We start from the raw sequence: 25554 nt of genomic DNA, 5'->3' as shown, positions 1-25554 counted from the left end.
TGAGCCAGCGAGCAGCCAGGGGGAGAACAAGAGATGAAGAAAAAGATTAAATGGATCATCATCGGGATTGTATTAATCGGAATAAGCGTGGTGCTTTACTCCATGTCGAAGCCGCCGGAGATGGTCGATATGTCGGGCGATTCACAGGCCATTACATTTCAGGTGACCAAGGGGACGCTCGTCAATACGATTCAGGTTAAGGGCAAGTCGCTATATGAGCAGGAAACGTCGGTCTATGCGCCTTTCAGCTCCAAGGTGACGCAGTGGAAGGTAAAGGACGGACAGCAGGTAAAAAAGGGCGAGGTATTGTTCACGCTTGACCAGACCGAGCTGCAAAATCAGATTACGCAGGAGGAAGCTGAGCTTCATAAGGCTGATCTAGAGGCGCAGCTGCAAGCTTTTGTAACTAATACGGAAGACGAGCTTGGCATGCTTGAGGCAACGGAGGTTGAGCGCAAGAAGGCGCTGGCTGCCAAGGAAATGGCCCGTTTGACGCAGGAGCTGAACGATGTGAAGGAATCGATTGGGCGCAAAGCGCTGACGCAAAAGCGGCTGAAGCTGAATGAAGCCCAGTATCGTTCGCCGGGCGATGGCATTTTTCTATTTGATCAAGCGGCTAAGCAGCTGCAAGCTGTTGGCGACAACCAGTTGATCGGCAAAATTGTAGATTTGAACAAGCTGCAATTCACTGCCCTTGTCGGGGAGCAGGATGTGTTCCGTATCAAGTCGGACATGCAGGTCAAAGTGAAGATGACAGCGATGAAGGATATTGTGCTTGACGGCAAAGTGCTGCGGGTATCCAAATTTGCGAAAACCGGCACCGATCAAAACAGCCTCAATCAAGCTGCGCAATTCGAGGTTGTGATTTCGCTTGAGCCAAGCGAATATTTAATCGCAGGACTGTCGCTTACTGGCGACATTGAGACGAGCCGTAAGGAGAACGCATTGGCCCTCCCGTCCATTGCTATTATGAGCGATCAGGCTTCGTCTTATGTCATGCTGGAAAAAGGCGCAGGCCAATATGAGCGTCAGGACATCAAGGTCGGAATGTCAGCCGGAGATAAGGTGGAAGTGCTGGAAGGCTTGAAGGAAGGCGACGTTGTTTCCTTGCAATAAATAGGTAGCCCGGGTGTGCGCGTCTAAGCTTGAAAAAGCTGGGCTGCGCACACTCGTTTTTTTATTGGAAGCGTGGTGCGCAGGGAAAGGAATGCTTTGAGCAAGAGTGGAGAAAAATAAGACAGTACGCTAGTTGACAAAAGTGTCCAGCTGGTTCATTATATAATATATGAATACATGCTCATATGTTAGTTTATTTGAAAAAGCGAATGGCTTCGCTTTTAATAGCAGCAGGAGGTAGAGGATATGGATACAAAGAAAAAGCAACAGCAGGCAGCTGGACGGCAGGACAGTCAAAAATGCGATCATGAGCACAGCAAGGAGCACAGTCATGACCAGACTGATCACCATGGGCATAGCCACAGCGAAGGTGACCACCATGATCATAATCACGCCCATGGCCATGGGCACGATCATTCACATGGGCCGGGCGGCCACCATCATTTTGATGTCAATGGCAATAAGGTCGGCTTGATCATTGCACTGTCGATTACAGTCGGAATTATGTTTCTTGAATTTTTCGGCGGTTTATTGACGGGCAGTCTCGCACTGCTTGCTGACTCTGGCCATATGTTGAGCGATGTGAGTGCGCTTATCCTTAGTCTTGTAGCTGTCTGGTTCGCCAGCAAGCCTGCTTCCAAAACGAAAACCTACGGCTTTTACCGCTTTGAAATATTGGCCGCGCTGTTCAACGGCATCGCCTTGTTCGTCATAGCCGGGTTTATTGTATGGGAGGCCTACCATCGCTTGTTCGATCCTCCTGCTGTGGCCAGCGGCTCCATGATGCTCATTGCGCTTGTTGGCCTGCTGGCGAATTTAGCCAGTGCATGGGCTTTAATGCGCAAAGGCGATGTCCATAACAACTTGAATGTACGCAGCGCCTATTTGCATGTTTTGGGCGATGCGCTTGGCTCGGTCGGGGCTGTGCTTGCTGGACTTCTCATCTACTTGTTTGATTGGAATATTGCCGATCCGATTATATCAGTGATTGTGTCGGTGCTTATTTTGCGCAGTGCCTGGAATATTATTAAACAAACTCTGCATATTCTCATGGAAGGCACACCACCTTCCATTGATCACGAGAAGGTGAAGCGGGTGCTTGCGGATATCGAAGGCGTTATAGATGTGCATGATTTGCATATTTGGACGATAACATCAGGACTTGACTCGCTGAGCTGCCATTTGCTAGTGGAGGATGACCGTGACAGCCAGCATATTCTGCAGCAGGCACTTGGGAGAATCGAGCAGCAGTTTGGCATTTCGCATACGACGATTCAGATAGAAAAGTCGCAGATTCAGCATTCTGAGATGAAGGTTTAGCAGGCGGAGCATGAGCTTCTTGGCAAATTGCCCCTTTATAATAAAAGTCAAGCAAGAGTGCTTTCATAATTAAAATGGATTTTTAATGAAATGGATAGGGTCAAGGCGCATGTAAGGGTTGTCCTCTCATTGGTAATTGGTGGGGTAAATAGCTGTGGTATGGTATTAGCAGGAATTATACCGCATCTGTTTTTACCAAGGAGGATACATCATGAACATCATGAACAGCACGAAGAAAACCCTTATGGGCAAAACCCTGCTAGGCAAAACGTTACTTAGTGTCACGCTAAGCCTATCCGTCGCTTTGACCGGCAGTTTGGCTGTACCAGCAGCAAAGGTAGAGGCCGCAACGTCTTCTACAGCCAGCAGCGTCATTGCAACGGGGCAGAAATTTCTGGGCGTTAATTATAAATTTGGGGCAACGACGGGCAGCACCAGCTCGTTCGACTGCTCATCCTTCACACAATATGTTTTCAAGAAGAACGGCATTACGCTGCCACGCTCCTCGGTGAGCCAATCCAAAGCCGGCAAATATGTATCTAAAAGCAATTTGAAGGCTGGAGATCTGATTTTCTCCGATACGAATAGGGACGGCGTCATTAACCACGTCTCCATTTATATGGGCAATGGCAAGCTGCTGCATACGTATCGGAAAGGAATCGGCGTAACGATTTCTACTTTTTCAGGAAGCACATGGGATAAAACATATGTAACCGCTCGTCGAGTCATATAGTGATTTAGCAACAAACGCCCCGCCCCTACTGACCGAAGGCCTAGCCTTGTCAGCGGGAGCGGGGCTTTTGGTTATGGACGGGCAGGCTGCTTGCCTGTGTCTGCTGCTGCATTCCTTGCGGAGCCGCCAAGCGCATGGGTTTTCAGAAACAGGGCAGCTGCGATCAGCATAAGCCCATTGATGATGAACACCCAGCGAATCGGGATGATGCCTCCTAGCACACCGCCAATGACGGGAGCGAGCATCGTGGCGAACATGGTGCCTGACTGGTTAAGGCTGAAGGCTCGTCCTCTAAAGCTGCTGTCCGTTACCTTGACGATCAAGGCATTAATAGCGGGGTAAACGCTGGCGAAAAACAGCCCATAGACGAATCGCAGTGCACCAAACTCTACGTAATCATTGACGAAAAATTGCAAGCAATTGCCGATCCCGCCGCCGAGAAGTCCAATAAACAACACCTTGGAAAAACCGATCCTTGAACCGATTTTTCCCCACTGCGGTGCGGCAATGAGCGTGGCAATCCCGACCGCCGAGAAGACAATGCCTGACTGCAGGGCGGCTTCACTGCCGCTGACGCCAAGCTGCATGACGTAGACGGTGAGCAGCGGCTCCAGAATCATAACCGAGAACGTTGCCAGAGCGGCCAAAATCAGCAGCGTGGTGAAGGAGCGGTTGGACAGCGCAAGCTTCAAGTCCTCTTTGATGGAGGAGCGGGCGCCCGAGCGGTTGAAATTCTTTTCACGCACGAAGAAGACGGCAATAAGCGCGGCAATAAGAACGATGCCTCCCGAGAAAAGGAATGCTTCGCGATTGCCGATGTAATGACTGACGACCCCGCCAATGACGGGGCCGATAATACCGCCTGTCGCACCGGCTGTCGCCATAATGCCAAGGGCATAGCCGGTTTTCTGCTCCGGCGTGTTGGTAGCGACAAGTGCAATCGCCGCTGGAACAAAGCCGGCAAGCAGGCCTTGGAAAATCCGAAGCACGACGAACAAATACGGGTCATAAATAAAGTAGGTCAACATGTAAAGGACAGCTAGGCTGAACCCTGAGCGAATGAGCATGGGCCTGCGGCCATATTTATCGGCGAGCGAGCCCCAATAAGGTGCAATAAGCGCGCTTGCCAGAAAGGTAATGCCGAATGAAATACCGGACCAAGCCTCCAGATGCTGGTCAATACCGAGCTCGGTTGAGAGAAACAGCGGAATAAATGGAATGGAGGTGGTGAAAGCCGTACTCGTAAAAAACACGCCAATCCACAATACATATAAGTTTCTTTTCCAAGAAAAATCCATGTGCAGTCACATCCTGTAGGTTCCATCGTTATTTCCATTGTAAACCTATTTTCGATGGAACACTACTCCATTCCAGTTATTTCCTAAGCGGCTACTCCGAAATCTGACTATGCAAAATCGTTTGATTACGGCCGCTATGCTTGGCTGCATATAATGCATCGTCAGCTTGCTTGAATAAATCGTTCGTATCCTTTAAACGGGTTGTATTGGAAGCAATACCGAGTGACAGGGTGACCTGCCTGCCGATTGGCGTAATTGCCTGCTCCATCTGTATTCGCAGCTGTTCGGCCACGTCAAAGGCCTCTTCCTCCGACGTGTGCGGCAGGACAATTGTAAACTCCTCCCCTCCGTAACGGAAGCAGTAATCGCCCTCGCGTTTGAGCTCCACCATCTTTGCTGCAAGCAGGCGCAGTACTTCATCGCCCTTCGGATGCCCGAATTCGTCATTAACCGACTTGAAATGATCCAGATCCAGCATAATGACAGAGAATGGAATTTGTCTGAGCTCTAAATCCTCGGTAATCAGCTTGAGCGTCCGGCGGTTCGGAAGTCCTGTGAGGGCATCCGTTTGCGATTCTTGGTACAATGCTTCATTTCTCCGCTTCATCTCATGAAAAGCTAGTGCAACGGTGGCATTTAACTGATTCGCCTCATAGTTCCAGTAAACGCGCGAAGGCAGCGTGTCCGGGATATCATCCATCTTGGTCAGCTGCGCCGCATAATTCGCCAGCCGGTACAGTGGAGAGGAAAGCGTGCGCGACAGCCACATGGTCAAAATAAGCAGCAGGAGCACGAACGGCGCCGAAACCTTCAGCATGTCCGTAATGAGATCCCAGCTTTTACTTTCAACGTAGCTAACCGGCGTCTGGGAAACAATTCCCCAATTGGTTTCAGGTACAACAGAATAACCTGCGAGAAAGTCGACGCCTTGGCTGTTGATGACCTGCTGTTCCCCGCTTTTTCCCTGCATCAGCTGCTGCACAACGGGATTCATGCTTACATTTGCCGGATGATCCTCCATATTCGGGTGGTAGATTATATTGCCTTCCCCATCCACGACGTAAAAATAAGAGCCGCTGTTGTTCTCGTTTTGCACGCCAAGAATTTCTCGGAAAATATTTTCATACTGCAAATAAATCGTTCCCGCCACATATCCCCGATAGGCGCCTTCCCGGCTGAAAACCGGGTGGCTGACCAGCACGATCATCCGATTCGTCGAAGAAATATAAGGCTTGGAAATATGCGGCTTCTGTACTTTAAGCGCCAGCTTCGATTCCTCGGTTGACAGCTTGTGGCCGATTATGCCCAAATTATTAGGGGAGCTGGAGACGATGACGCCTTCAGCATCCACAATAGCAATCGAGTTGAAGTAATGGTTGGTTCCCATGAAAAAATCAAGCTGACCCAGCACAGCGCTGCTTTCAAGGTCGGCATCGGATAAATAATTCGCTGCGACTTCAAGGCTATGCTTCATAGAGACAACCAGTGATTGTGTCGTTTTGCTAAGATCCCCGGCCGTAATGCGATTTAATTCTAGTGTATTATGATATAGGGATTCCCTCTGGGACTTGAAAGCGATAATGACATTGATGACGATGGTAATGAGGACGGACAAAAGCACGATGCAGGAGATGATGGATGCCAGAGTAAAGCCTTTTTTGCGTTTTATTGCGCTGTACATGCTAAACCTCTTCTCGTTGAAATTCTATTAAATAGTTTATCATTTTCGTCCGAGATTTTCGACATATAATGACAGGCCAGCCGGATATTTTCTTTGCTTCTGTTCGGTCAGGCATTGCTCCAATTGGAGAGGGACATTATACTGAATGCAGCATTTTGATTAGAAGAAAGCCAGGTGTACGGATGCCTAAAGTAAATTTATTTTCCAAAATTGTTGGGTTGCTCATTATTATGCTGCTGCCGATCATAGGACTGTACTCCTATTCCAATCATATTAGTACAGAAGTTCTAGATTCCGAGCTAAACCGCTCGAATACGAATCAACTCGTTTTTTTTCAAAATCAGGTCAATTCCTCGATTGATCTGCTGGGGCTATGGCCAAATTTGCTCATTCAGGACCCGGATATTGCGAATTTGCGCGACTATTACATTGAACTCGATAATCTTGATCTTCCTGCTATTACGATGGTCAAGCGCATTCAGACTAAGCTGAGCATTCAGGAAAGCTCCTCCAATTGGAAAAGCAATCTGGCGATTTATTCGCCTACGCTGGCACGCGTCATCACGGTGAATGATGCCGTGCCCTATAATAAAGAGACGCTGGCCGCCCGTCTGAAACACGGCTGGCAGGTAAAGCCGCTTGGCGATGATGGCTTCCGTTTCTCGCTGATGACGGCGCTGCCCTATAATAATTTATCCCAGGCTACAGATACGGGACTGCTCATCGAGGTCAGCTTTGACAGCTCGAATATTCAGGGCATGCTTGATCAGTTCAAGCGCGATGGCAGGCGTGATCCTTTTTATTACAATGAAGAATGGGGCACGATATACAATCGTACCGCTGACCGGCAGCTTGGTAATCGGCTCATCGCCCAATTGGATGAGAGCGGCTCTCTGACCAGTGGCAGTCATACCGTTAAAGTAAATGAGGAGCGCTATCTGGTCAATATTGTCCGTTCTGAAACGATAGGCTGGGATTTGATTGATTATATCCCCTTATCGGATGTGCTCCAGCCGATCAACCAAACGAACCGTTTATTTTATTATTCGGTTGGTTTGCTGCTATTGATGAGCTGTTTGATCGCGTATATGCTTTATGCGCAGGTACAGGTGCCGATAAAGCAGCTCGTTGTCAGCTTCCAGAAGCTGAAAAACGGCGATTACGGCGTCCGGCTTACACCGAAAGGGCGCGGCAACAATGAATTCAAGTTTGTGTTTATCCGTTTTAATCTAATGGTTCAGCAAATTCAAGATTTGTTCGAAAATGTTTATTTGGAAAAAATTCATGTGCGCGAAGCGAGGCTCAAGCAGCTGCAATCGCAAATCAATCCGCATTTTTTCTATAACTGCTTTTCCTTTATTTCGAGCATGGCGAAGCTGGAAAACTATCAGTCAGTCATTGCGATGAGTCAGAACCTATCGAATTACTACCGCTATACGACCCGGCAGGAGCGGGATTTGGTCGATGCGCGGGAGGAGATCGATTTTGTCCGTAACTACTTGGATATTCAGCAGATGCGAATGAGTCGGCTGTCTTATGAGCTGGACATTCCGGAGCATTTGCTGCGTTTTCAAATTCCGCCGCTCGTCATTCAGCCATTGGTGGAAAATGCGGTCATCCATGGCATCGAGCAATCCCCAAATGCAGGGCGTATTCGCATATCGGGTGAATTTGACGGCGAGTTTGCAGCCATTACGGTGGAGGATGATGGCGTAGGGCTTGACCCTGAACGGCTGTTTTCCTTGCAGTATCAATTGACGCGGCCCATGGAGCAGGAGATGGGCTGCGGTCTTTGGAACGTCCATCAGCGCTTGCATTTGCGTTTTGGAGCGTGCTCAGGCATCGTGCTGTCGCCTTCGACGCTAGGCGGCTTGAAGGTGCAGATTCGCTGGAATGTGACCCGCGAGAAACAGATCGAACAGACAACGACAGGAAAGGGGCATCCTAATGATTGAATTGCTGCTTGTAGATGATGAGGCTTATGTGACGCTGAGCTTAGAGAAGACCATTCCGTGGGATGAGCTTGGCGTCAGCAAGGTGTACCGGGCCGAGTCTGCTGCCGAGGCGCTCGCTATTATGGAGGCGGGTGACATTGATATTCTGGTCACCGACATTCGTATGCCGGGGATGGACGGCTTGCAGCTGATCGAGCAGGCGAAGAAGCTTTGGCCGGATTTGCGCTGTATTTTAATGACCGGCTACTCGGATTTCCAATATGCGAAAAAAGCGCTGCAGCTTCAGGCGTCGGATTATATTTTGAAGCCGGTGGACGATAAGGAATTTGTGCGCAGCCTGATGAATACGATCGAGGAGCTGAAGGTGGAGTGGGAGCAGGCGGAGCAATACCATCAGCTCGTATACAATATGAAGTCGGAATATGGGCTGCTGCGCCGCAATTTGCTGCATGATCTGCTGCTCGGCCGCCAGCTGTCGGATACGACGATTGGCGCCAAGCTGGCGCAATATGAAATCCCGCTGCGGCTAGATGCTCCTTCGGTCATTTTGCTGATTCAATACAGCAATCCTTATGATGAAAGCAATCGCAGCAGCATGGAGCTGATGGAATATGCGGTCGGCAATATTGGCGAGGAAGTGTTCGCCGAGCATATGAACGTATGGTATGGCAAAGCGCCGCATAATTGCCTCATCTTCGTTGCGCAGCCAAATGAGGAGCAGCAGCGGCTGCTGGAATTTTCGCCGGATTACAAAGGACAGCGGAGGGCGATGCTGGAGCAGGCGGTGGACGTCTTTAGGCGGCAAATCTCACATTTTCTCCGATCGGAAGTATCGCTTATTATTTCCGACTGGTTCTCCTTTCCGAGTGGCATGGCGAATGCCTACCGGACAGGAATGAGCGTCTATTTGTCGAGCGCAATTCATGAATCGGGCATTGCCGTCTACTTGGAAAATCATCAGGCGGAGCCGGAGACGCGAGTGAATCTGATGGAGGCGCTGTATAAGCCGCCTACGCTTATTCATTTGCTGGAGTCCAAGCAGTGGGACACGGCGCTGCTCAAGATCGATGAGGTGTTCGGCAATTTGGAGCAGGTGAAGTTTTCACGTGAGCATCTGTATGAGGTGTTTCTCTCCATTACGAATGCCTTTATGTATACGGCCCATAAACAGGGACAATTTATTTATGAAATTGATCATGCGGGCTTCGATATGCTGCTCGACCACACCGTAATTCATTCGCTGGACAAGCTGCGGAATTGGTCGACAGATATGCTGGAGCGGCTGCGCACAGAGCTGTCGAGTACGGAGGAATACGCCAAGAGCAGTCTGGTCAAGCAGGTGCAGGAGCTTGTGTCCGCAAGCCTTGGTCATGATACGTCGGTGAAGACGATTGCGGACAAGGTGTTTTTGCACCCCGTCTATTTGTCCAAAATTTATAAAGCACAGACTGGCGAGAGTATCAGTGACTATATTACCCGGATGCGGATGGAGCGGGCGCATTATTTGCTGAAGCAGACCAATAAGAAAATTTATGAGATTACGTCGGAGCTAGGTTATCAAAATCCGCAATATTTTAGCAAAATTTTCCGCAAGCATTACGGCATGACGCCGCAGGAGTTCCGCGACCAATAGCGAATTGCGAACAGGTTGCCAAAGGTGCAGAAATGTTCGGTTATTGTCATATGACTTCCCCAGCAATGCTCCTATAATTAAGTCATAAACAATTGCACCACACAGTTGGAGGGGGAAAAACAAAAATGATTAGCGCTTACAAAAAGCAGCTGCTGCTCGTATTAAGCCTCATTCTCGTTGTCAGCCTGCTCGCAGCATGCGGCAAGGATAACACAGGCACGGGCGAGAGCACGAACGCAGGAGCTTCAACAGGAAATGAATATAAAGAGAAATATGATCCGCCTGTCACATTGACGACCGTATGGGGCGTAGCTCCTGAGGTGAAATATAAAAATGGTGAAACGATTGAGAACAATGTAGCGACAAAATGGGCCAAGGAGCAATTCGGCATTGAGATTAAATCGCTATGGTCGGTAACGGATACAAACAATGCTTTAGCTACAAAGCTGCGCCTGGCCATGTCCTCAGGACAGGATATGCCTGACGTGCTGGTTGTAGGCAATAATGATCCGCAGCTGGTTGCTGATTTGGTCGATTCCGGCTATTTCGGTGAAGCTGGCGACCTGTTTGACAAATACGCAAATGACACTTGGAAAAAAGCGATGGAGCTTGATCCTAACGTATGGAATCCCTATATTCGCGACGGCAAAAAAATGGGTATTCCCGTACTAGATTATGCTTATAACAACGATTACTTGCTTTGGATCCGCCAGGATTGGCTGGACAAGCTGAATATGAAGGTTCCAACTACGATTGCCGAGCTGGAAACCGTGATGGAAGCTTTCAAAAACAACAATCCGGACGGTTTGGCTCCGGATAAAGTAACGCCGCTTAGCATTGGCTTCAAAACGAAGCTGAGCAGTTGGATGGGCGACCCATCATGGATTTTTGGTGCTTATGGCGCGATGCCAGAGCAATGGAATGTTGGGACTGACGGAAATCTTGAATATGGCTCTATTAATACAGGCATGAAGCAGGGCCTGGAGAAGCTTTCGGAATGGAGCAAAAAAGGCTTTATTCCAAAAGAAGCTGCGCTATGGGATGAGAACAAGACGGCTGAGCCAGCAGTTGCAGGAACAGCGGGTATTATCCCTGGACCTTACTGGATGAGCGGCTGGCCGCTTGCCGATACAGCGAAAAACGTGCCAACAGCAAAATGGACACCGATCGCACTGCCAAAAGGTCCTGATGGCAAAGCAACAAGCCATGGCACGCCATTTTCCAGCGCTGTTATTTTGATCAACAAAGATATTAAGCATCCTGAGGCTTTGTTCACTTATGAGAACTGGATGTTTGACAACTTCGCAAACCCTGCGAAGGGCAGCCCGCTTGAGGTTGGTATGTTCAAAGGTTATGACTATGATGTTGATGCCAATGGCAACACGCTTTATCAAGATGATATCCCTGGAGGCTATATCAACATTGTTCGTTATTTCCTCGTTCGCGATGGAGCCCGTATTCCAGATGCGCAAATGACAGCTTTGCTGGCTTTGGCAGATGGCAAGGAGCCGGAGACGAAGCTGGAAAAAGATATTGCCAACAGCTTCGGCAAGCAAACGCCAGAGGCGGCGAAGGTGCTCATGTCCCAGAAGGATGTTGCGCTTATGAACATGTTTACTGGCCCTACAACGCCGACGATGAAGTCCAAAATGGATTATCTGAAAAAAATCGAGCTTCAAACGTTTAACGAAATTATTTACGGCACGAAGCCGATTGACGCCTTCGATACGTTCGTTGCCAACTGGAAGAAATCCGGCGGCGAGCAAATCACGAAAGAAGTAAATGATTGGTATGCATCTGTAAAATAGTGCAAGTCAGCAAAGCAGTCTGCCCCCGGCAGGCTGCTTTTGTTTTTTTGAGAGGCTCCTGTGAAAAGTAGTTGCAATAGTGCCATCAATGTTGGTTCCGTCATGTGTTCAGGCGGTTTGGGCCGTTGCTATAATTGAAGTAATTCATACAAATGCGTTCAGGAGGATACTACAATATGAGGCAGCTAAAGCGCCACTGGCCGTTCCATCTCATGATTTTGCCATCTCTTGTTTTTCTGATTTTGTTCAGCTATTTGCCAATGGCCGGCATTGTCATGGCCTTCCAAGACTTTAAGCCCCGGCTGGGCATTACAGGCTCGGAATGGATCGGTCTCGATAATTTTCGCTATATGTTCGAGCGGGAGGACAGCTTGGAGGTTATTTGGAACACGCTGGTCATTGCGGTTTTGAAAATTATTTTTAACCTCGCAGCTCCATTCATCTTTGCTCTTTTCTTAAATGAGGTGCGCAAGGAGCTTTTCAAGCGTTATGTGCAAACGATGGTTTATTTGCCCCACTTCCTGTCATGGGTCATACTGGGTGGTATTTTGATCGACATCCTGTCTAGCGATGGCGGTTTTGTAAACCGACTTCTAGGCATGGTCGGGATCGGGCCTATCTTCTTCCTTGGAGAAGGCAACTGGTTCCGCTTTACGGTTATTGTTTCCGAGGTGTGGAAAGAGTTCGGATACGGAACGATTGTCTTTCTGGCAGCTCTATCGAACATTAACCCCTCGCTGTACGAGGCAGCTGAAGTGGACGGCGCAAGCCGCTGGAAGCAGACGCTTCACATTACGATGCCTTCGATGGTACCGATGGCGATTGTCGTAGGTACACTGGCACTCGGCAACATTTTGAATGCGGGCTTTGACCAAATTTTCAACCTTTATAATCCGCTTGTCTACGATAAAGGCGACATTATTGATACGTTCGTTTATCGCACAGCGATTATAAGCGGGGAAATGGGCTTTGGAACAGCGGTCGGATTATTCAAATCCATTATTAGCATGATCTTGATATTCGTCTCATACCGCATGGCTTATAAATTGGCAAACTATCGAATTTTCTAAGAATGGAGCGAGCCTAGAATGTATCATAAAACACTGTCATATCGCATATTTTCAATACTCAATAATACAGGGCTGCTGTTTATCTCGCTCCTGTGCATTATCCCGCTTGTTCATGTACTGGCGATTTCTTTCAGCGCGAAGTCAGCGGCCGATGCCAATATCGTTAATTTGTGGCCCGTAGATTTCACTTTGGAGGCTTATCGAAAAACGATCGACAACCCGATCTTTTTAAACTCGATCTGGATATCTATCATGCGTACCTCCATTGGTACAGCACTTACACTGCTGCTGGCTTTTATGGCAGCCTACCCGCTTTCCAGAGAAAGCACGAGCTTCAAGGCGCGTTCTTACTACTCCTGGATTTTCGTCTTCGCGATGGTCTTTAATGGCGGGCTTGTTCCCTTCTATATGATGATCCAGAATTTGAACCTGATGGGCTCCTTCTGGGCACTGGTGCTTCCCGGAGCGGTTAATATTTATTTAACGATCCTGATGATGAACTTCTTCCGGGGCATTCCGAAGGAGCTGGAGGAGGCGGCGATGATCGATGGAGCAGGGCACTTCCGGGTGCTGTTCACGATCTTCCTGCCCGTATCGAAGCCAGCGATTGCAACGCTCAGCTTGTTCAGCATCGTGTTCCACTGGAATTCATGGTTCGACGGCCTGCTATACACAGAGGGTGTTCACCAATATCCACTGGCGACCTTTCTGCAAACGGTCATTATTTCGCGCGACATGAGCTCCATGAGCCTTGATCCGGTATCACTTGCCTTGATCTCGCAGAAGACGGTAAGTGCGGCGCAAATTTTTATCGGTGCGCTTCCTGTCCTGATTATTTATCCGTTTCTGCAAAAGTTTTTCGTTAAGGGCCTCGTCGTAGGCTCGGTAAAAGAATAGCGTGACAAAGGCGATCTTGCAGGTTTTAGAAGATGTACAGGAGGCTGTTTTCCGGAAACGGAGAGCAGCCTTTTTTTTGAAATATAGGAAAGTATATCGTAACGCCATCCTTTCTCTATATTTCTACGCGAAACGGAAGCTTTGCCGCCAGAGGACGGCTTCAGCCGTTTTCGATTGCTTCTATATTTTACTGAGCCGTTAAAATCAGCGGTCCGTCTTGCGTGACTGCGATCGTATGCTCATATTGCGCTGACAACTTGCCGTCGGCGGTTCTCGCCGTCCACCGATCCTCATCGATCTTGATGCGGAACGTCCCTTCGTTGATCATCGGTTCAATCGTAAACACCATGCCTTCCTTTAACCGAATGCCTTTACCGGCTACGCCGATATGCTCGTAGCTCGGCTCCTCGTGCAGGCTCCGCCCAATCCCGTGCGCCAGCAGATCGCGCACGACCGAAAACCCGTTCGCTTCCGCATGCTGTTGAATCGCTGACGTTATGTCGCCGAGCCGGCCCCCAGGGAGCGCCCGGGCTATCCCCAGGTCCAAGCATTCCTTTGCCACCTTCATTATTTTTTGCGCCTCGGGCCTGATATTGCCCACCGCATAGCACCAGCACGAATCGCCGAACCATCCGCCGTATTCCACGACGATATCGAGCTTCAGCAAGTCGCCGTCCATAAGCACCTGGCTCGAAGGAATGCCGTGGGCCACTACATCGTTGACCGAAATGCAGGTTTCGGCGGGGTAACCGTTGTACCCTTTCGTAAACTGCTTGCCGCCCAGCTTGGTGATGTGTCTGGCAACAAAGTCATTGATTTCCTGGGTGGTGATCCCAGGCTCGATCAGCTTGCCCACCTCGCGGTAGCAGGCCGCAACGATTTGGCTCGCCGGCTTCATCTCTTCGATTTCTCTAGGTGATTTTAAAATGATCATCTTTGTTTATTCGCTCCTTATCCATTCTATAATTTTAAAAACCGAACGATATCCCTCGCCTCCTCGTGCAGCTTTCCGCGGCGAAGCGAAAGTGAGGCGCAGCCGACCAAGGCGGCCAGCAGCATTTCCGCGTGCTGTAGCCCATAAGGCGGCTCCACTGCGTTCCCAGCAGAAGTGGCAGCCCCGTCCGCCGCACGCCCTGTTTCCAGCAGCGCGGCCAGCGGCGCGAGCACCTCCCGGCGAAAGGCGGCCGAGAGCGTGGCCGAGCGCGCTTCAGGCATCGAGGCAAAGCCCTCACCGGCCAGCTTATACAGCAGGTAATGGGCGTGGTCCTCCGCCCAAAGCTGCAGCAGCCGGACGCTGGCGGCGGCGACAGGGCCAAGCTCTGTGGCAGCGGCCGTTTCGCGGCTGCCGCTTCGGGAATCCGCGGCAGCCGAATTCCTGGTGTCCGCCGTAGCAGCCAAGCCTAAACGCCCGCCCGCCGGCGCCTCCTCCAAAGTCGAAGCGCGAGGAAGCTCCAGCGAAGCCTCTAGCGGCGTCTCGAGCCATCCCCCGGCCCGTTCCAATGCGTCCCATAGCAGATCTTGGAGCAAATCGCCCTTATTGCTGTAATAATGGTATACCGTGCCATAGCCGAGTCCTGCCTGTGCGGCCACATCGCGGATTTCCAGTAAAGGCCCTTTGTTCAAAAACACATCGGCAGCGGCACTCCGGATTTGCGCCAGACGCCGCAGTCGGATCTCATCGTTTTGTTCCTTCGTGCGTGGAGTCATCTCGTCCGACCACCTCTTTTATTTTTGACCTGCTATTATGTCAATATAAAACATCGGCTTGCGAATAACAAGAGATTAGCTGGAATTCTTGTTAAATCCCCGTGATGGAGCTTAAGCATGGAGCTTAAGCACGTTATTTCAGAATTTTTCTACTAGTTCGTTTTTAAAGCGTCTGCTTGCGCAGGTATTGCTTATGAAAACCCTATGAATGATAGCGCTACCAATATTCGGAATGTGCGGCGTCAAACAGGTTGTATAAAATGCTGGAATGTTGCTTTTGGTATGTATATCGCTTTTCATAAAATCGCTTACAATTAGAAGAAGCATGGAGAAACAATATAATCAAGGGAGAGGTTTACATGAAAAAGGGGAAAGGGTACATCAGCCTCGTGCTGGTCGTTGCGCTTTTTATGACGCAAATGGCCTGGCCGCAAGCAGCCGTAAAGGCAGCAGCAGCAAATTTGGCGCTTGGCAAAATCGTTACAGCAAGCCAAGAATATATAGATCCACAGTGGGGCCAGCCGAAGGAAAACGCGGTTGATGGCAATCCAGATACAGCATGGAGCGCAGCAAGCGCTGTTAATCCGACACACTGGCTCAAGGTGGATTTGGGCAGTGAATTTGATCTTTCTGGTGTGGAAATCACTTGGAAGGATGATGAAATCGTCAAGTATATCGTAGAGGTATCGCCGGACGATACGAACTGGACGATCGCTGCCGATAAATCCGCTAACGCTGCAAAGCAGCAGACGGCAAGCCTTGCTTTCGAGGCGGACAGCATGCGTTATGTGCGCGTCACGATTTCCTTTTATGCGGGAAGCGGCTGGTGGCCGGGTATTAAAGAATTAAAGGTAGGAGAGAAGGAAATTGTTAAAAATCCAGCGGACATTACCGGCTATGACGCGGTAAATTTAGAAACCTACAGCGGAACCGCTCCGAGCCTTCCGGCACAGGTGAATGCCGCCTATGCGGATGGCAGCTTTGGGCTGGTCGATGTGGCATGGGACGCTGTTGACCCACAGAGCTATACGGGTGCAGGCAGCTTTGAAGTAGCAGGAACGGTAGCGGGCGCAACCTTGCAGCCGAAAGCGTCAGTAACGGTGCTTGGCTACCGCGATGATTTTATTCGCGGGGTTGATATTTCGACGCTGACCGCGATTGAGGACAACGGCGGTAAATATTACGACAGCAATGGCGTGGAGCGCGACCTGCTGGACATTCTCAAAGACCGCGGCGTCAACTACGTGCGGCTGCGGGTATGGAATGATCCGCAAAACTCAGGCGGCTACAATGATAAGGCTGATGTGCTGAGACTCGCCAAGCGAGTAAAGGCGAAGGGGCTTAAGCTGCTCGTCGATTTCCACTATTCGGATGACTGGGCGCATCCGGGCCAGCAGGTTCGCCCTGCGGCATGGAAAAACCTGACGATGCCTGAGCTGGGCCAGGCGGTATATGACTACACGTATGAGGTCATTTCCGAATTGCAGGCGGAAAATGCGATGCCTGACATGGTGCAGATTGGTAATGAAATTAACAGTGGTGTGCTCACGGGCAAAGGCGGTTCGGTTAATTTTGACGATCAGTCGCTGCTACTGAACAGTGGTTCATCCGCTGTCCGCGCCATACCTGGCGGCGATGATGTGCAAATTATGATTCATCTTGCTGAAGGCGGAAAAAATGCGACCTTCCGCTATTTCTTTGACGGGATCAACGGTAGAGTCGATTACGATATTATCGGATTATCTTATTATCCGTTCTGGCATGGTACGTTGGAAGCAGTGAAAATCAATATGGACGATATGGCATTGCGTTACGGCAAAGAAGTGGTTATTGCTGAAACCTCATATCCGTTCTCTTATAAAAATGGCGATGCCCATGAAAATATTATCAGCTCCGACCAAAAGCTGAAAACGGGCGGGGCAACATGGGACGCAACCGTTCAAGGTCAATATGACGCGATTCAAACGATTATGGATTTGATCTCCAATGTGGAGAATAACAAGGGAGCTGGATTTTTCTATTGGGAGCCGGCATGGATTCCATCGAATGTAGGCTGGATTGCGTCTGAGGGCGACGCATGGGAAAATCATGCGATGTTTGATTATGATGAATATCCAGCTAACGGCGGATATGCATACAAGGGCTATGCGCTGGATTCCTTGAACGTGTATAAGCATGGCTTAACGGCAGCTCCGGCAGATCGTCAGCATTTGGCGGCAGCAATTGCTGAAGCCAAGTCGCTCGTCGAGGAGGATTTTACGCCGCAGAGCTGGCCGCAGCTTGCACCTGCTATCAATCAGGCGCAGCTCGTTCATGATCAAGCGTATACGGCTCAAGGCGTAACGCAAGCTGAAGTGGACGCGGCTGAGGCACAGCTGGCGTCCGTAGTCGCGGGGCTTGAAGTGATAGCGGCGGATAAAGCGGCGCTGACACAGCTGATTGCTGATGCCGAAACGAAGCAAGAGGCGGACTGGTCAGTAAAAAGCTGGCAGGCGCTGCAAAATGCGCTTGCTGTCGCACAGACGGCGTCTGGTGATGCAAGAGCAACACAAACGATCGTCAATCAGGCGGTTGCCGGCTTGCAGGCAGCGCTGAATGGTTTGTCTAACGTGGACAAAGGCACACTGGTCACTACCATCGTATCGGCTGAGCAGCTCGACGGCGCGGAATATTACGCGGCCGGATGGGCTTTGCTGCAAGCTGCATTAGGGAATGCGAAGGCGGTAAACAGCGATGGCCAGGCCGTTCAAACGGCGGTTGTGGCTGCGACGGAAGCACTTGCTGCAGCGATTCAAGAGCTTAAGCCATTGCAGGATATCGCTGCGTTTAAAGCAGCGACTTCTTCCAGCAACGCAGGCAGTGGCGGCGGAAAGACCAATGCTCCAGAAGGTGCAGTCGATCAAAATGAAGGCACATCATGGGGTACAGATAAAGGAGTGGACAGCTGGTGGATGGTCGATCTGGGCCAATCCTCGCTGGTGAAAAAAGTAGTGCTCAACAAATGGGCGGGAGTTGTCCATTACAAGGTGGAAATTTCCGATGATGGTGTAACGTTCCGCACCGCAGCGGATACGAAAACGCTGGCGATGCCTTCAGACAGCCACAAGCTGACGGATAACAACACGGGCCGATATCTCAAGCTGACGATTACTGAGGGTCAAGGCTGGGTCGGCATGATGGACTTCAAGGCATTCGGGCTTGCTCTGGCCGATAAGGCCGAGCTGCATGCTGCAGTCGCTGAAGCAGCTGGCTTGACGCAAAGCGAATACACGTCGGCAAGCTGGTCTGTGCTTGCTGAAGCATTGGCTGCTGCGCAGCGGGTAAGCGCGGATCAGGAAGCCGATCAGGCGCAGGTAGCTGCAAGCGCAGCAGCAGTGACAGCTGCGGTTGCAGGGCTGGAAGTGGCGACGGAACCAGAGGTGCCGACGCCAACACCGACACCAACGCCAGGGGAGCCAACACCGACGGTACCTCCGGTGACACCATCGCCAGAGATACCGACACCGACAGTATCTCCGGTGTCGCCAACACCAGGGACGCCAACGGCATCTCCGGCGTCAACGCCGGGCAGCTCGTCGGGGTCGGGTACTGGGGCGGCTAGCCCACAACCAACAGCAGCTCCATCGGCTGCTGTGATTACGATCGCAAGCGGCGTGCCGGATGCTTCCGGCAAGCTGGTCGCGACTGTCACCGCCAGCGAGCTGGGCAAGGCGGCGACGCAGGCAAGCGGGAACGACGTCACGATTCGCGTCGTTCCAGCAGCTGCAGCACAGCAGGCAGTCGTACAGCTGCCAGCGGCTGCAATTAAAGAGCTGACCGATCACAACGTTCCGGTGCTGCATGTATGGCTCGACGGCGTACGCATCAGCGTCTCCGTCGAAGCCCTTGCCGGAGCAGCGGCGCAAAACACCGCTGCAACGCTGGCCTTCACAGCCGAGAAAGTAGACTCGGCTGCCCTTACAGCTGAGGAGCGCGCGCAAGTTGGCACGAATCAGGTTTATGATTTGACGCTTGTCCATGATGGCAAGCAGATCGCATGGAGTGAAGGGCAAGTTGAAGTATCCTTGCCCTATACGCTGAAAGCAGGCGAGCAGCCGCATCAGGCAGTCGTTTATTATTTGAACAGCAACGGCACTGTAGAAGCCGTCCATAGCGGTGTGTACCGCGAGTCGGAGCAAGTGATCGTATTCAAGGCGGCGCATTTCAGCCGTTATGCAGCGGCTTATGCAAATGTTTCGTTTGACGATATCGCGCAGTATCCATGGGCAAAGATTGCAATTGAAGGCCTTGCGGCCAAAGGCATCGTTCAAGGTACAGCGGCAGGCAAATTCCAGCCTGCCGGCAGCGTAACCCGGACGCAATTTGTGCATATGCTCGTTCAGGCCTTCGGCCTTAAGAGCACAGACGGCGCTACAACGAAGCTGAGCGACATCAAGGCTGGCAGCTGGTATGAGCAGTCTGTCCTTGCCGCAGAGCAGAACGGTATTATTAATGGCAGAGCGGATGGCTCCTTCGGCATCCATTCTTCCATTACACGTGAAGAAATGGCGGTTATGCTGTACCGCGCTGCGAAGCAAAGCGGATTCGCAGCTGATGCAGGAGCAGCGCAGCCTGCGAATGCATCCTCCTCCTTCACAGATGCCGAGCAAATCTCCGATTATGCGCAGGAAGCAGTAGCTGCGATCAAGCAGCTTGGGCTGATTTCTGGTATGGGCAATGGTGCTTTCGCGCCACAGGCGATGGCAACTCGGGCACAATCGGCAGTCGTAATTGCCAAGGTGCTTTCCGTATTATACGAATAACAACAAAGCCTGCTAGGCAGTAAATGAAGACGGTGTTCCAGGTCGATAGCGACCAGGGCACCGTCTTTTTGTCAGTCATTTGAACGAAAGCGAAGCCTGTTCAATTAATTTAGATTCAAAAAACCCGAGCCGCTTGCGGAAACAAGCGGCTCGGGTTTTAAGTTTTTGCAAAACAGTTAATATCTGTGTTGCATTTACAATCCAATTAGTCAAGAACAGCCGTAATATGCTCGGATGTGATCGCCCAGTGAGTAGCGCTCCAAACCTTCTCTTGGTTTTGGATGAAAATAATTTGCGGCGACTCGTGCTTAACCGACGTGTCTTCAGCGATTTTGTTCGATACAGGGCGGGATTCGATGACCTTTACAAGGACATAATCGGTATCCTGACGCGGATTAGCTTCCAGATAAGTTGTAAATTCGCGGTGCGCGTTCGCGCTGACCGGGCAAGTTGTACTATGTTTGAAAACAACCAGAGCACGATCCTTGGAGCCCTCCAAAGCGGCATCCCATTGCTCTGCTGAATCTATTTCACGATATTGTGTCATTGTTAACACTCCTTTTGTCTGTTAATCAATAATTGATATTAGCTTACTTCCCTTTATTGTACCCTTCTCGGAGCAAAAAGTCATCTTGCCTTTTATTTGGACGAGAGCCACACAGAAGGATTGACCTATTTTCCATGCCTTATAGTTTTGGGTAACATATTAATATAGAGAAATGTTAGAACGAACTGAGGATGGCTGGACAAAAGACTATGCTTCAAATAAAAAGAGAAATCCATTGTTTTTAAACATGTTGGACTTCTCTTTACATTTATATTTAATGAAACTAGTTGAATGTTGGATCTGTGTAAACGCCTGACATACCAAGTCCATCAAATACACGACTGTACTTAGAGAATGTTAGATAAGCAGTGCTGGAAGGTGTTTCTTTGTATCTTCCGCCAAACACGCCTTCAATTCGCGCATAGTTTTTTGTGCCTTTGTATGCTAAGGAATATACCAAACCACCGCTATCGCCATTTATCAGAGAAGTGTTATTTTCAGTTAGGACCATGTCAGTTGGCCCCTGAAGTAAGTCATATCCTACTATCTGCACCCTCAGTTTACCATAGCTATCTCCTCCACCAGATCGAGCATGAATATATATATAATCACCTACTTCACGGTGAACACCGGAGTAGTCCGTTGCTCCGATTGTCATGGTGTTGCCATTAAGATAGTAACTTGGGGTTACTCCGCTAGCATATTCAATGTAACCAGCATCGAATAATGAGTTGTCTGAAAAAACAGCATTGCTCATTTTACCGATAGCAGTATTTCCATCTGACAGATCATACCAAGTACGGTTCCCACAGTGTCCGGCTGTTACGCCAACATCTTTAGAGTTGGCTCTTCCATTAAATGAGAGAGAGCATACTCCCGTACTCTGGGTAGACTGCATGTCAATTTGCTCACCAGGGTACAAATGATAGGCTAATGGCTCATATACAGCGCTTTCCTTGTTTACTTTCCAGTGAATAATGTTAGAGTCTATTTCTTCATCCAAAGCAACTTTTTGTGTTTCTTCAAGGGTATTAGTAGTAATAGCAATAATTTGGTTGTTTTCTATATCTAAACCAACACCTTGAAGATTCATTATTTTAGCCGAACTGGAAAGCTGTTTTTTTGCAGCCTCTAATTGATTCTCTGAATATCTTACTTTTTTTAAAATAAAAGAATCAGGGTAATTACTGATTTCTTTTATTACCCTTTCTAATTCCGGCGTGACCTCTTTCAAAAGGAAGTATTTTTGTCCTTCAACAGAAGTGTAGGTTCCACCATAAATTTCACTATAGTGATTTTGTAAATATACAGCTATTAATCCATGATCTTCATCCCTTTGTGTCTTCTCAGCATTACTCTCTTCAAATGGAATATGCGATGTTATAGCATTCAATGGAGGAGGACCAAGATTAATTTTAATATCTCCAGTTAAGTTTTCTTCTTTAACGGTGTCAAATAGTTTTTCGTCTGTTGCAGAATAAACTGTGCCTGTTAATAATACTAATGCTAGTATATTTAATAGGTATACGGTTAAACTTCGCTTCATTTTCTTGTCTCCTTCAAATTTATATTCTATTTCTTAATTGTATCTTTCAACTTTTTGAGCAATAGCATGTGGTGGAGAAGAAAATGTCATGTAAGGAGCGGTAACTTTAACACGTTCTCCCAATACAAGTTCATCAAATAATTTTTTATCTTCTATTACATAATAGATTACATCATTTAGATCATCATTTTCCAAGAATTCTGAAAGTGTTCTATTAGATGCCTCCTTCTTGGTAATGTTCTGTACAACGGCTATCGTATTAGATTTATTCACATCTACTTTCTTTTCAAAAATATAATCCCCTTTTTCAGAATTTGCAGCACCACACCCAACAAGCAGAAGACAGAGTAGTAAGATTGTAAAGAAAAGTTTGGATCTCATCATGATCCCTCCTAGAGCAATTTCTCTAAAGATCATTTCCTCGTTTTGTACGCCAAAACAAACCAAATGTTGCTAAAAAAAGTTATAAATGTGAAAATGGAGGCGGGGCATCAGACGAATAAACCCTTGCCAGAAATATGTCCTCAAAATCCAACAGACAAAATAAGGAGTTGATATTTAAAGATTAATATTCAAGTACATGAAAGGTAAAACGATTTACTACTAGCATAATGACCCAGAACACAAAAGTAGTTTCAAAGTAACTTTTATTTCTGATGCTACGTCTATAACTAATAAATACACTGTTACGAAGGAGTGGGTACACTGTGGTGTTAATGAAGTTTAGTAATACAGCTCTTATTAGGGCTGCTGCTGCCTTATCGGTTATTGTAGGAATATTATATTTGCCTTCGTTATTTCGTATTCCCTTACCAATTAGCTTAGGTCCTGAACTAGTAGAAGGACAAAGAGCAGCGGAATTATGGGCGTTATATGCTATTACAGGTGGCATTTTATTATTTATGAGCTCTTTCTTATTGAGATTATCAAAAACTCTGATTTTAAAACGTATAGTATTAAGTGTTCTATTACTTGCTACTGTATTGTTAATTTTAGCGCAGTTCATACCGCTTTTTTGGTGGATACTGGTTAGTATTACTTCCTTTTCTTGGTCTAATATACTCGGTTTTTCTCTACATCTAATTCTGTTAGTTTTAGGTTTTTGGGGAGTTATAGTTAGTATTTACTCATTTGAACGTTTAAGATAAATGATATCAATTAATATTATAACCATAAGTTATGGTAATGAGAATTTAAAAGATGACCCCTTTTACTAAAGGGTCATCTTTTAAATGTTTCTTAGAACATTTACATCAAGAAGTATAAAACTTCTGTCCTTACTGACCGATATCCTCTAATTTCCAGTATAATCCGTTTGATTGAAAGTTTTCTGTCGCTACTTCAATAGCAAAAATATTCTCTTCTTGCTGCTTGATTTCTTTTAACACATCACTTGTAGATTGACCATCAATTTCAATGAATCCAGAAAGTTGAAGATTTTGCTCGGATAGGATAGAGTCCAGCACTTCTTGATTAAGACCGTTCAATGCAACAGTTACCCTTTCACCGCTATCATTGAAAGCGCGAGCATAAAAAACGGAAGAATCCAAGTTATACAGAGTAGCCAAGGAGTCTACTTCATCAAAGGTTAAAGCACTTTCAAATGTAATTGTGAAATCATACTCTTGTCCCGATAAAGTAGACGATAGTGTACGATTTGCATCACCAACATATTGAGCCAAATCATCTGGGGTTTGCAACTCGGTATATGTGTAATCTACTGCAGGATTGCTATCAATTGTGCCCAACTGAGCTACAATCTGTTGCTTTTCTTCCCAAGTTAGGAAAGCAGGTTTTGATAGAAAAGACATTGTATTTATTGTATTCCAGTAGTGGCCTCCAAGTGAGTCGGATGAGCCTGGCACAGTATTGTAATCTGTTCCCAAAAATGGAGCCATGCTCTGTGATGAATACGCTATCATGTATGCATTGGTTGTGCCTGATCTTGACCAAGATGCATAAAAATTATAATCTTGATAAGCTATAATATCATCTTTTCCACGAGCAACCACTTCAATCTCATCAACTTTACCGTCCCCATTGTCATCTTCGAAATCGAATTTAGGATTTGGTAAATTAGTAGAAGCTCCACCACCTGAGTCAAGAGAACTTCTGCCGTTATCTCTAAAATCAAAGGTAGGGTAATTTTTAGTTAAAGTTTGAAAATTGCTTACTTGTGTGGAAGACCACCAAAAATCAAGCTGGTTATAAGCAAGAGAAGAAGAAATTTTTTCTGCCTTAAAAGTACCGGAATAAGGTTTATCCCAATTTGTCGAATTGGTATTTGACCATGACGTGGAATCAGCGAATGCATTGGTGGAAAATAATAAACTGAAAGAAACTACTGAAACACTAATTTTTGATATCATTTTTTTACTAGTCATAATTGAACAGCTCACTCCCTTATTTTTATATCTATTACACTAATCAAAATAAAGTTCTCCTTTCTTTATCTTGAAGACTGAAACCTGTTTAAGTACTTCTATTTATATAGACGGATAATCCGGTGCTCATCTAACGCTTTTTTTCAAAAATTACATTATTTATTTTTTAATGTGGTTTTTAGGTGATAGTTCTGGTTTGATTTATTATTAGTCTTATATCGTAATGATTACATATTGAAAGCTTCGGTTTTTGGTAGTGGCGTATCTGTGGAAAAGTCTATTCACTATTGTTGTTATTTTGCTCTGGATTTTGGAGTATTGTTTAGTTTGAATCATACTTTAAAAAGGTTGGTTTTCTTTACTTCAATCTATTTAAAGTGTAATATTTACATATAGTATTTTTATTTACAAATTAGGGATATTAGACTTTTATATGAACACAAAAAAAGAATGGGATGCGATTATGAAGAAATGGCTCTGCTTGATTAGTCAAGAATTTGGAACCCTATCACCGCGGTCTCAACAACTAATTTATCGTTCTTTTTATAAACTAATATATAAAGATATCGTCCTCATTTTGAATGATCACGCCACTGCAGAGGACATTATTCAAGAGGCTTTTTTGAAAATTCTAGAAACTGTTCAAAAAGGAAACATTACAAATTTACAAGCCTGGATGAGAAAGGTTGCACGAAATATGGCTTTGGACTACCTAAGAAAAAACTCGAAAATCCATTTTGTAGCGAACTGTCCTGTCGTTAATAGTGTTAAAAATGTTTTAGAATTAACTACAGACCAGATAAGTGTAAGCAAGAATGTTGAGAATAGGTTCAGAGATGACTTATTGCATCAGTCGATTGCTGAGCTGAATCCTAATTATCAAATAATGATTAAATTGTTTTACATAGAAGAATTGTCCTATAAAGAATTAGCTAGTAGACTTAGTCTTTCAGAAAAAGCGGTTAGCCAAAAACTTGCACGTGCCCGTAAAAAGCTATTTCAGAAATTTCAAACGAAATGGGCTGATTAGAAAGATTGTACGGTTATATTCATTGTG

19 protein-coding genes are annotated in these 25554 nt (G+C 47.4%); 11 read left to right on the top strand and 8 right to left on the bottom strand.

Translation table 11 applies throughout. The features are described 5' to 3' along the window. The first annotated feature begins 33 nt into the window (after nucleotides 1-33). The 3 genes from AC50YG_RS21665 to AC50YG_RS21655 all read left to right on the top strand — a co-directional run bounded on the left by AC50YG_RS21665 (nucleotide 34) and on the right by AC50YG_RS21655 (nucleotide 3169). On the top strand, nucleotides 34-1116 hold the full coding sequence (locus AC50YG_RS21665; protein WP_473756875.1) for an efflux RND transporter periplasmic adaptor subunit: 1083 nt from the start codon (nucleotides 34-36) through the stop codon (nucleotides 1114-1116). A gap of 246 nt (nucleotides 1117-1362) precedes the next feature. Then, a complete protein-coding gene (locus tag AC50YG_RS21660; RefSeq protein ID WP_494829494.1) occupies nucleotides 1363-2436 on the top strand; it encodes a cation diffusion facilitator family transporter in 1074 nt (357 codons plus the stop codon). 211 nt (nucleotides 2437-2647) lie between these two features. Continuing rightward, nucleotides 2648-3169: a C40 family peptidase gene (locus AC50YG_RS21655; protein WP_473756873.1), complete on the top strand. Its 522-nt coding sequence runs from the start codon at nucleotides 2648-2650 to the stop codon at nucleotides 3167-3169. Between the two features lie 71 nt (nucleotides 3170-3240). On the opposite strand, the gene AC50YG_RS21650 is transcribed toward AC50YG_RS21655, so the two are convergent. Continuing rightward, the gene (locus AC50YG_RS21650) at nucleotides 3241-4467 is read right to left on the bottom strand and encodes an MFS transporter (protein ID WP_494829489.1); all 1227 of its coding nucleotides are present in this window, start codon (nucleotides 4465-4467) and stop codon (nucleotides 3241-3243) included. A gap of 91 nt (nucleotides 4468-4558) precedes the next feature. Continuing rightward, on the bottom strand, nucleotides 4559-6148 hold the full coding sequence (locus AC50YG_RS21645) for a sensor domain-containing diguanylate cyclase (protein ID WP_494829485.1): 1590 nt from the start codon (nucleotides 6146-6148) through the stop codon (nucleotides 4559-4561). A 182-nt stretch (nucleotides 6149-6330) separates the two neighbouring features. Between AC50YG_RS21645 and AC50YG_RS21640 the strand changes: the two genes are divergently transcribed. The 5 genes from AC50YG_RS21640 to AC50YG_RS21620 all read left to right on the top strand — a co-directional run bounded on the left by AC50YG_RS21640 (nucleotide 6331) and on the right by AC50YG_RS21620 (nucleotide 13511). Next, a complete protein-coding gene (locus tag AC50YG_RS21640; RefSeq protein ID WP_494829483.1) occupies nucleotides 6331-8103 on the top strand; it encodes a sensor histidine kinase in 1773 nt (590 codons plus the stop codon). Further along, on the top strand, nucleotides 8096-9736 hold the full coding sequence (locus AC50YG_RS21635) for a response regulator (RefSeq protein WP_473756869.1): 1641 nt from the start codon (nucleotides 8096-8098) through the stop codon (nucleotides 9734-9736). Before AC50YG_RS21640 ends, AC50YG_RS21635 begins: the two co-directional genes overlap by 8 nt. A gap of 125 nt (nucleotides 9737-9861) precedes the next feature. Continuing rightward, entirely contained in the window at nucleotides 9862-11544 is a 1683-nt protein-coding gene (locus AC50YG_RS21630; RefSeq protein ID WP_494829478.1) for a type 2 periplasmic-binding domain-containing protein, read from the top strand. Nucleotides 11545-11720: 176 nt separating this feature from the next. After that, nucleotides 11721-12614 (top strand): ABC transporter permease, encoded by an 894-nt coding sequence (locus AC50YG_RS21625; RefSeq protein WP_473756867.1) that lies wholly within the window; start codon nucleotides 11721-11723, stop codon nucleotides 12612-12614. A gap of 18 nt (nucleotides 12615-12632) precedes the next feature. Further along, nucleotides 12633-13511 (top strand): carbohydrate ABC transporter permease, encoded by an 879-nt coding sequence (locus tag AC50YG_RS21620; RefSeq protein WP_046231688.1) that lies wholly within the window; start codon nucleotides 12633-12635, stop codon nucleotides 13509-13511. Between the two features lie 187 nt (nucleotides 13512-13698). Here the strand turns inward: AC50YG_RS21620 and map are convergent, their stop codons facing one another. Further along, on the bottom strand, nucleotides 13699-14445 hold the full coding sequence (map, locus tag AC50YG_RS21615; protein WP_494829471.1) for a type I methionyl aminopeptidase: 747 nt from the start codon (nucleotides 14443-14445) through the stop codon (nucleotides 13699-13701). Nucleotides 14446-14471: 26 nt separating this feature from the next. After that, a complete protein-coding gene (locus AC50YG_RS21610) occupies nucleotides 14472-15218 on the bottom strand; it encodes a TetR/AcrR family transcriptional regulator (RefSeq protein ID WP_494829469.1) in 747 nt (248 codons plus the stop codon). A gap of 359 nt (nucleotides 15219-15577) precedes the next feature. Between AC50YG_RS21610 and AC50YG_RS21605 the strand changes: the two genes are divergently transcribed. Then, nucleotides 15578-20020, top strand: a complete 4443-nt coding sequence (locus AC50YG_RS21605; protein ID WP_494829467.1) for a glycosyl hydrolase 53 family protein — start codon at nucleotides 15578-15580, stop codon at nucleotides 20018-20020. Nucleotides 20021-20225: 205 nt separating this feature from the next. On the opposite strand, the gene ytxJ is transcribed toward AC50YG_RS21605, so the two are convergent. The 3 genes from ytxJ to AC50YG_RS21590 form a co-directional block, all read right to left on the bottom strand. Beyond that, nucleotides 20226-20567: a bacillithiol system redox-active protein YtxJ gene (ytxJ, locus tag AC50YG_RS21600; RefSeq protein WP_341280672.1), complete on the bottom strand. Its 342-nt coding sequence runs from the start codon at nucleotides 20565-20567 to the stop codon at nucleotides 20226-20228. 283 nt (nucleotides 20568-20850) lie between these two features. Further along, nucleotides 20851-22113: a chymotrypsin family serine protease gene (locus tag AC50YG_RS21595; RefSeq protein WP_494829464.1), complete on the bottom strand. Its 1263-nt coding sequence runs from the start codon at nucleotides 22111-22113 to the stop codon at nucleotides 20851-20853. A gap of 33 nt (nucleotides 22114-22146) precedes the next feature. Next, entirely contained in the window at nucleotides 22147-22497 is a 351-nt protein-coding gene (locus AC50YG_RS21590; protein ID WP_473756862.1) for a DUF3221 domain-containing protein, read from the bottom strand. A gap of 323 nt (nucleotides 22498-22820) precedes the next feature. Here AC50YG_RS21590 and AC50YG_RS21585 point away from each other — a divergent pair, with 323 nt between their 5' ends. Then, entirely contained in the window at nucleotides 22821-23261 is a 441-nt protein-coding gene (locus AC50YG_RS21585; RefSeq protein ID WP_494829462.1) for a hypothetical protein, read from the top strand. Nucleotides 23262-23390: 129 nt separating this feature from the next. On the opposite strand, the gene AC50YG_RS21580 is transcribed toward AC50YG_RS21585, so the two are convergent. After that, nucleotides 23391-24497 (bottom strand): hypothetical protein, encoded by a 1107-nt coding sequence (locus AC50YG_RS21580; RefSeq protein ID WP_473756860.1) that lies wholly within the window; start codon nucleotides 24495-24497, stop codon nucleotides 23391-23393. A gap of 433 nt (nucleotides 24498-24930) precedes the next feature. Between AC50YG_RS21580 and AC50YG_RS21575 the strand changes: the two genes are divergently transcribed. Beyond that, entirely contained in the window at nucleotides 24931-25527 is a 597-nt protein-coding gene (locus AC50YG_RS21575) for an RNA polymerase sigma factor (RefSeq protein ID WP_494829460.1), read from the top strand. The last annotated feature ends 27 nt before the right edge of the window (nucleotides 25528-25554 follow it).

Source organism: Paenibacillus sp. J31R34, assembly GCF_059383715.1.
This window is presented reverse-complemented; position numbering and strand designations above follow the sequence as displayed.

Excerpts from the sequence above, each read along its gene's own strand:
- AC50YG_RS21650 (WP_494829489.1), bottom strand. The coding sequence starts at position 4,467 with ATGGATTTTTCTTGGAAAAGAAACTTATATGTATTGTGGATTGGCGTG.
- AC50YG_RS21580 (WP_473756860.1), bottom strand. The coding sequence starts at position 24,497 with ATGACTAGTAAAAAAATGATATCAAAAATTAGTGTTTCAGTAGTTTCT.
- AC50YG_RS21655 (WP_473756873.1), top strand. The coding sequence starts at position 2,648 with ATGAACATCATGAACAGCACGAAGAAAACCCTTATGGGCAAAACCCTG.
- AC50YG_RS21590 (WP_473756862.1), bottom strand. The coding sequence starts at position 22,497 with ATGATGAGATCCAAACTTTTCTTTACAATCTTACTACTCTGTCTTCTG.
- AC50YG_RS21575 (WP_494829460.1), top strand. The coding sequence starts at position 24,931 with ATGAACACAAAAAAAGAATGGGATGCGATTATGAAGAAATGGCTCTGC.
- ytxJ (WP_341280672.1), bottom strand. The coding sequence starts at position 20,567 with ATGACACAATATCGTGAAATAGATTCAGCAGAGCAATGGGATGCCGCT.
- map (WP_494829471.1), bottom strand. The coding sequence starts at position 14,445 with ATGATCATTTTAAAATCACCTAGAGAAATCGAAGAGATGAAGCCGGCG.
- AC50YG_RS21630 (WP_494829478.1), top strand. The coding sequence starts at position 9,862 with ATGATTAGCGCTTACAAAAAGCAGCTGCTGCTCGTATTAAGCCTCATT.
- AC50YG_RS21610 (WP_494829469.1), bottom strand. The coding sequence starts at position 15,218 with ATGACTCCACGCACGAAGGAACAAAACGATGAGATCCGACTGCGGCGT.
- AC50YG_RS21620 (WP_046231688.1), top strand. The coding sequence starts at position 12,633 with ATGTATCATAAAACACTGTCATATCGCATATTTTCAATACTCAATAAT.
- AC50YG_RS21595 (WP_494829464.1), bottom strand. The coding sequence starts at position 22,113 with ATGAAGCGAAGTTTAACCGTATACCTATTAAATATACTAGCATTAGTA.
- AC50YG_RS21665 (WP_473756875.1), top strand. The coding sequence starts at position 34 with ATGAAGAAAAAGATTAAATGGATCATCATCGGGATTGTATTAATCGGA.
- AC50YG_RS21645 (WP_494829485.1), bottom strand. The coding sequence starts at position 6,148 with ATGTACAGCGCAATAAAACGCAAAAAAGGCTTTACTCTGGCATCCATC.
- AC50YG_RS21640 (WP_494829483.1), top strand. The coding sequence starts at position 6,331 with ATGCCTAAAGTAAATTTATTTTCCAAAATTGTTGGGTTGCTCATTATT.
- AC50YG_RS21605 (WP_494829467.1), top strand. The coding sequence starts at position 15,578 with ATGAAAAAGGGGAAAGGGTACATCAGCCTCGTGCTGGTCGTTGCGCTT.
- AC50YG_RS21635 (WP_473756869.1), top strand. The coding sequence starts at position 8,096 with ATGATTGAATTGCTGCTTGTAGATGATGAGGCTTATGTGACGCTGAGC.
- AC50YG_RS21625 (WP_473756867.1), top strand. The coding sequence starts at position 11,721 with ATGAGGCAGCTAAAGCGCCACTGGCCGTTCCATCTCATGATTTTGCCA.
- AC50YG_RS21660 (WP_494829494.1), top strand. The coding sequence starts at position 1,363 with ATGGATACAAAGAAAAAGCAACAGCAGGCAGCTGGACGGCAGGACAGT.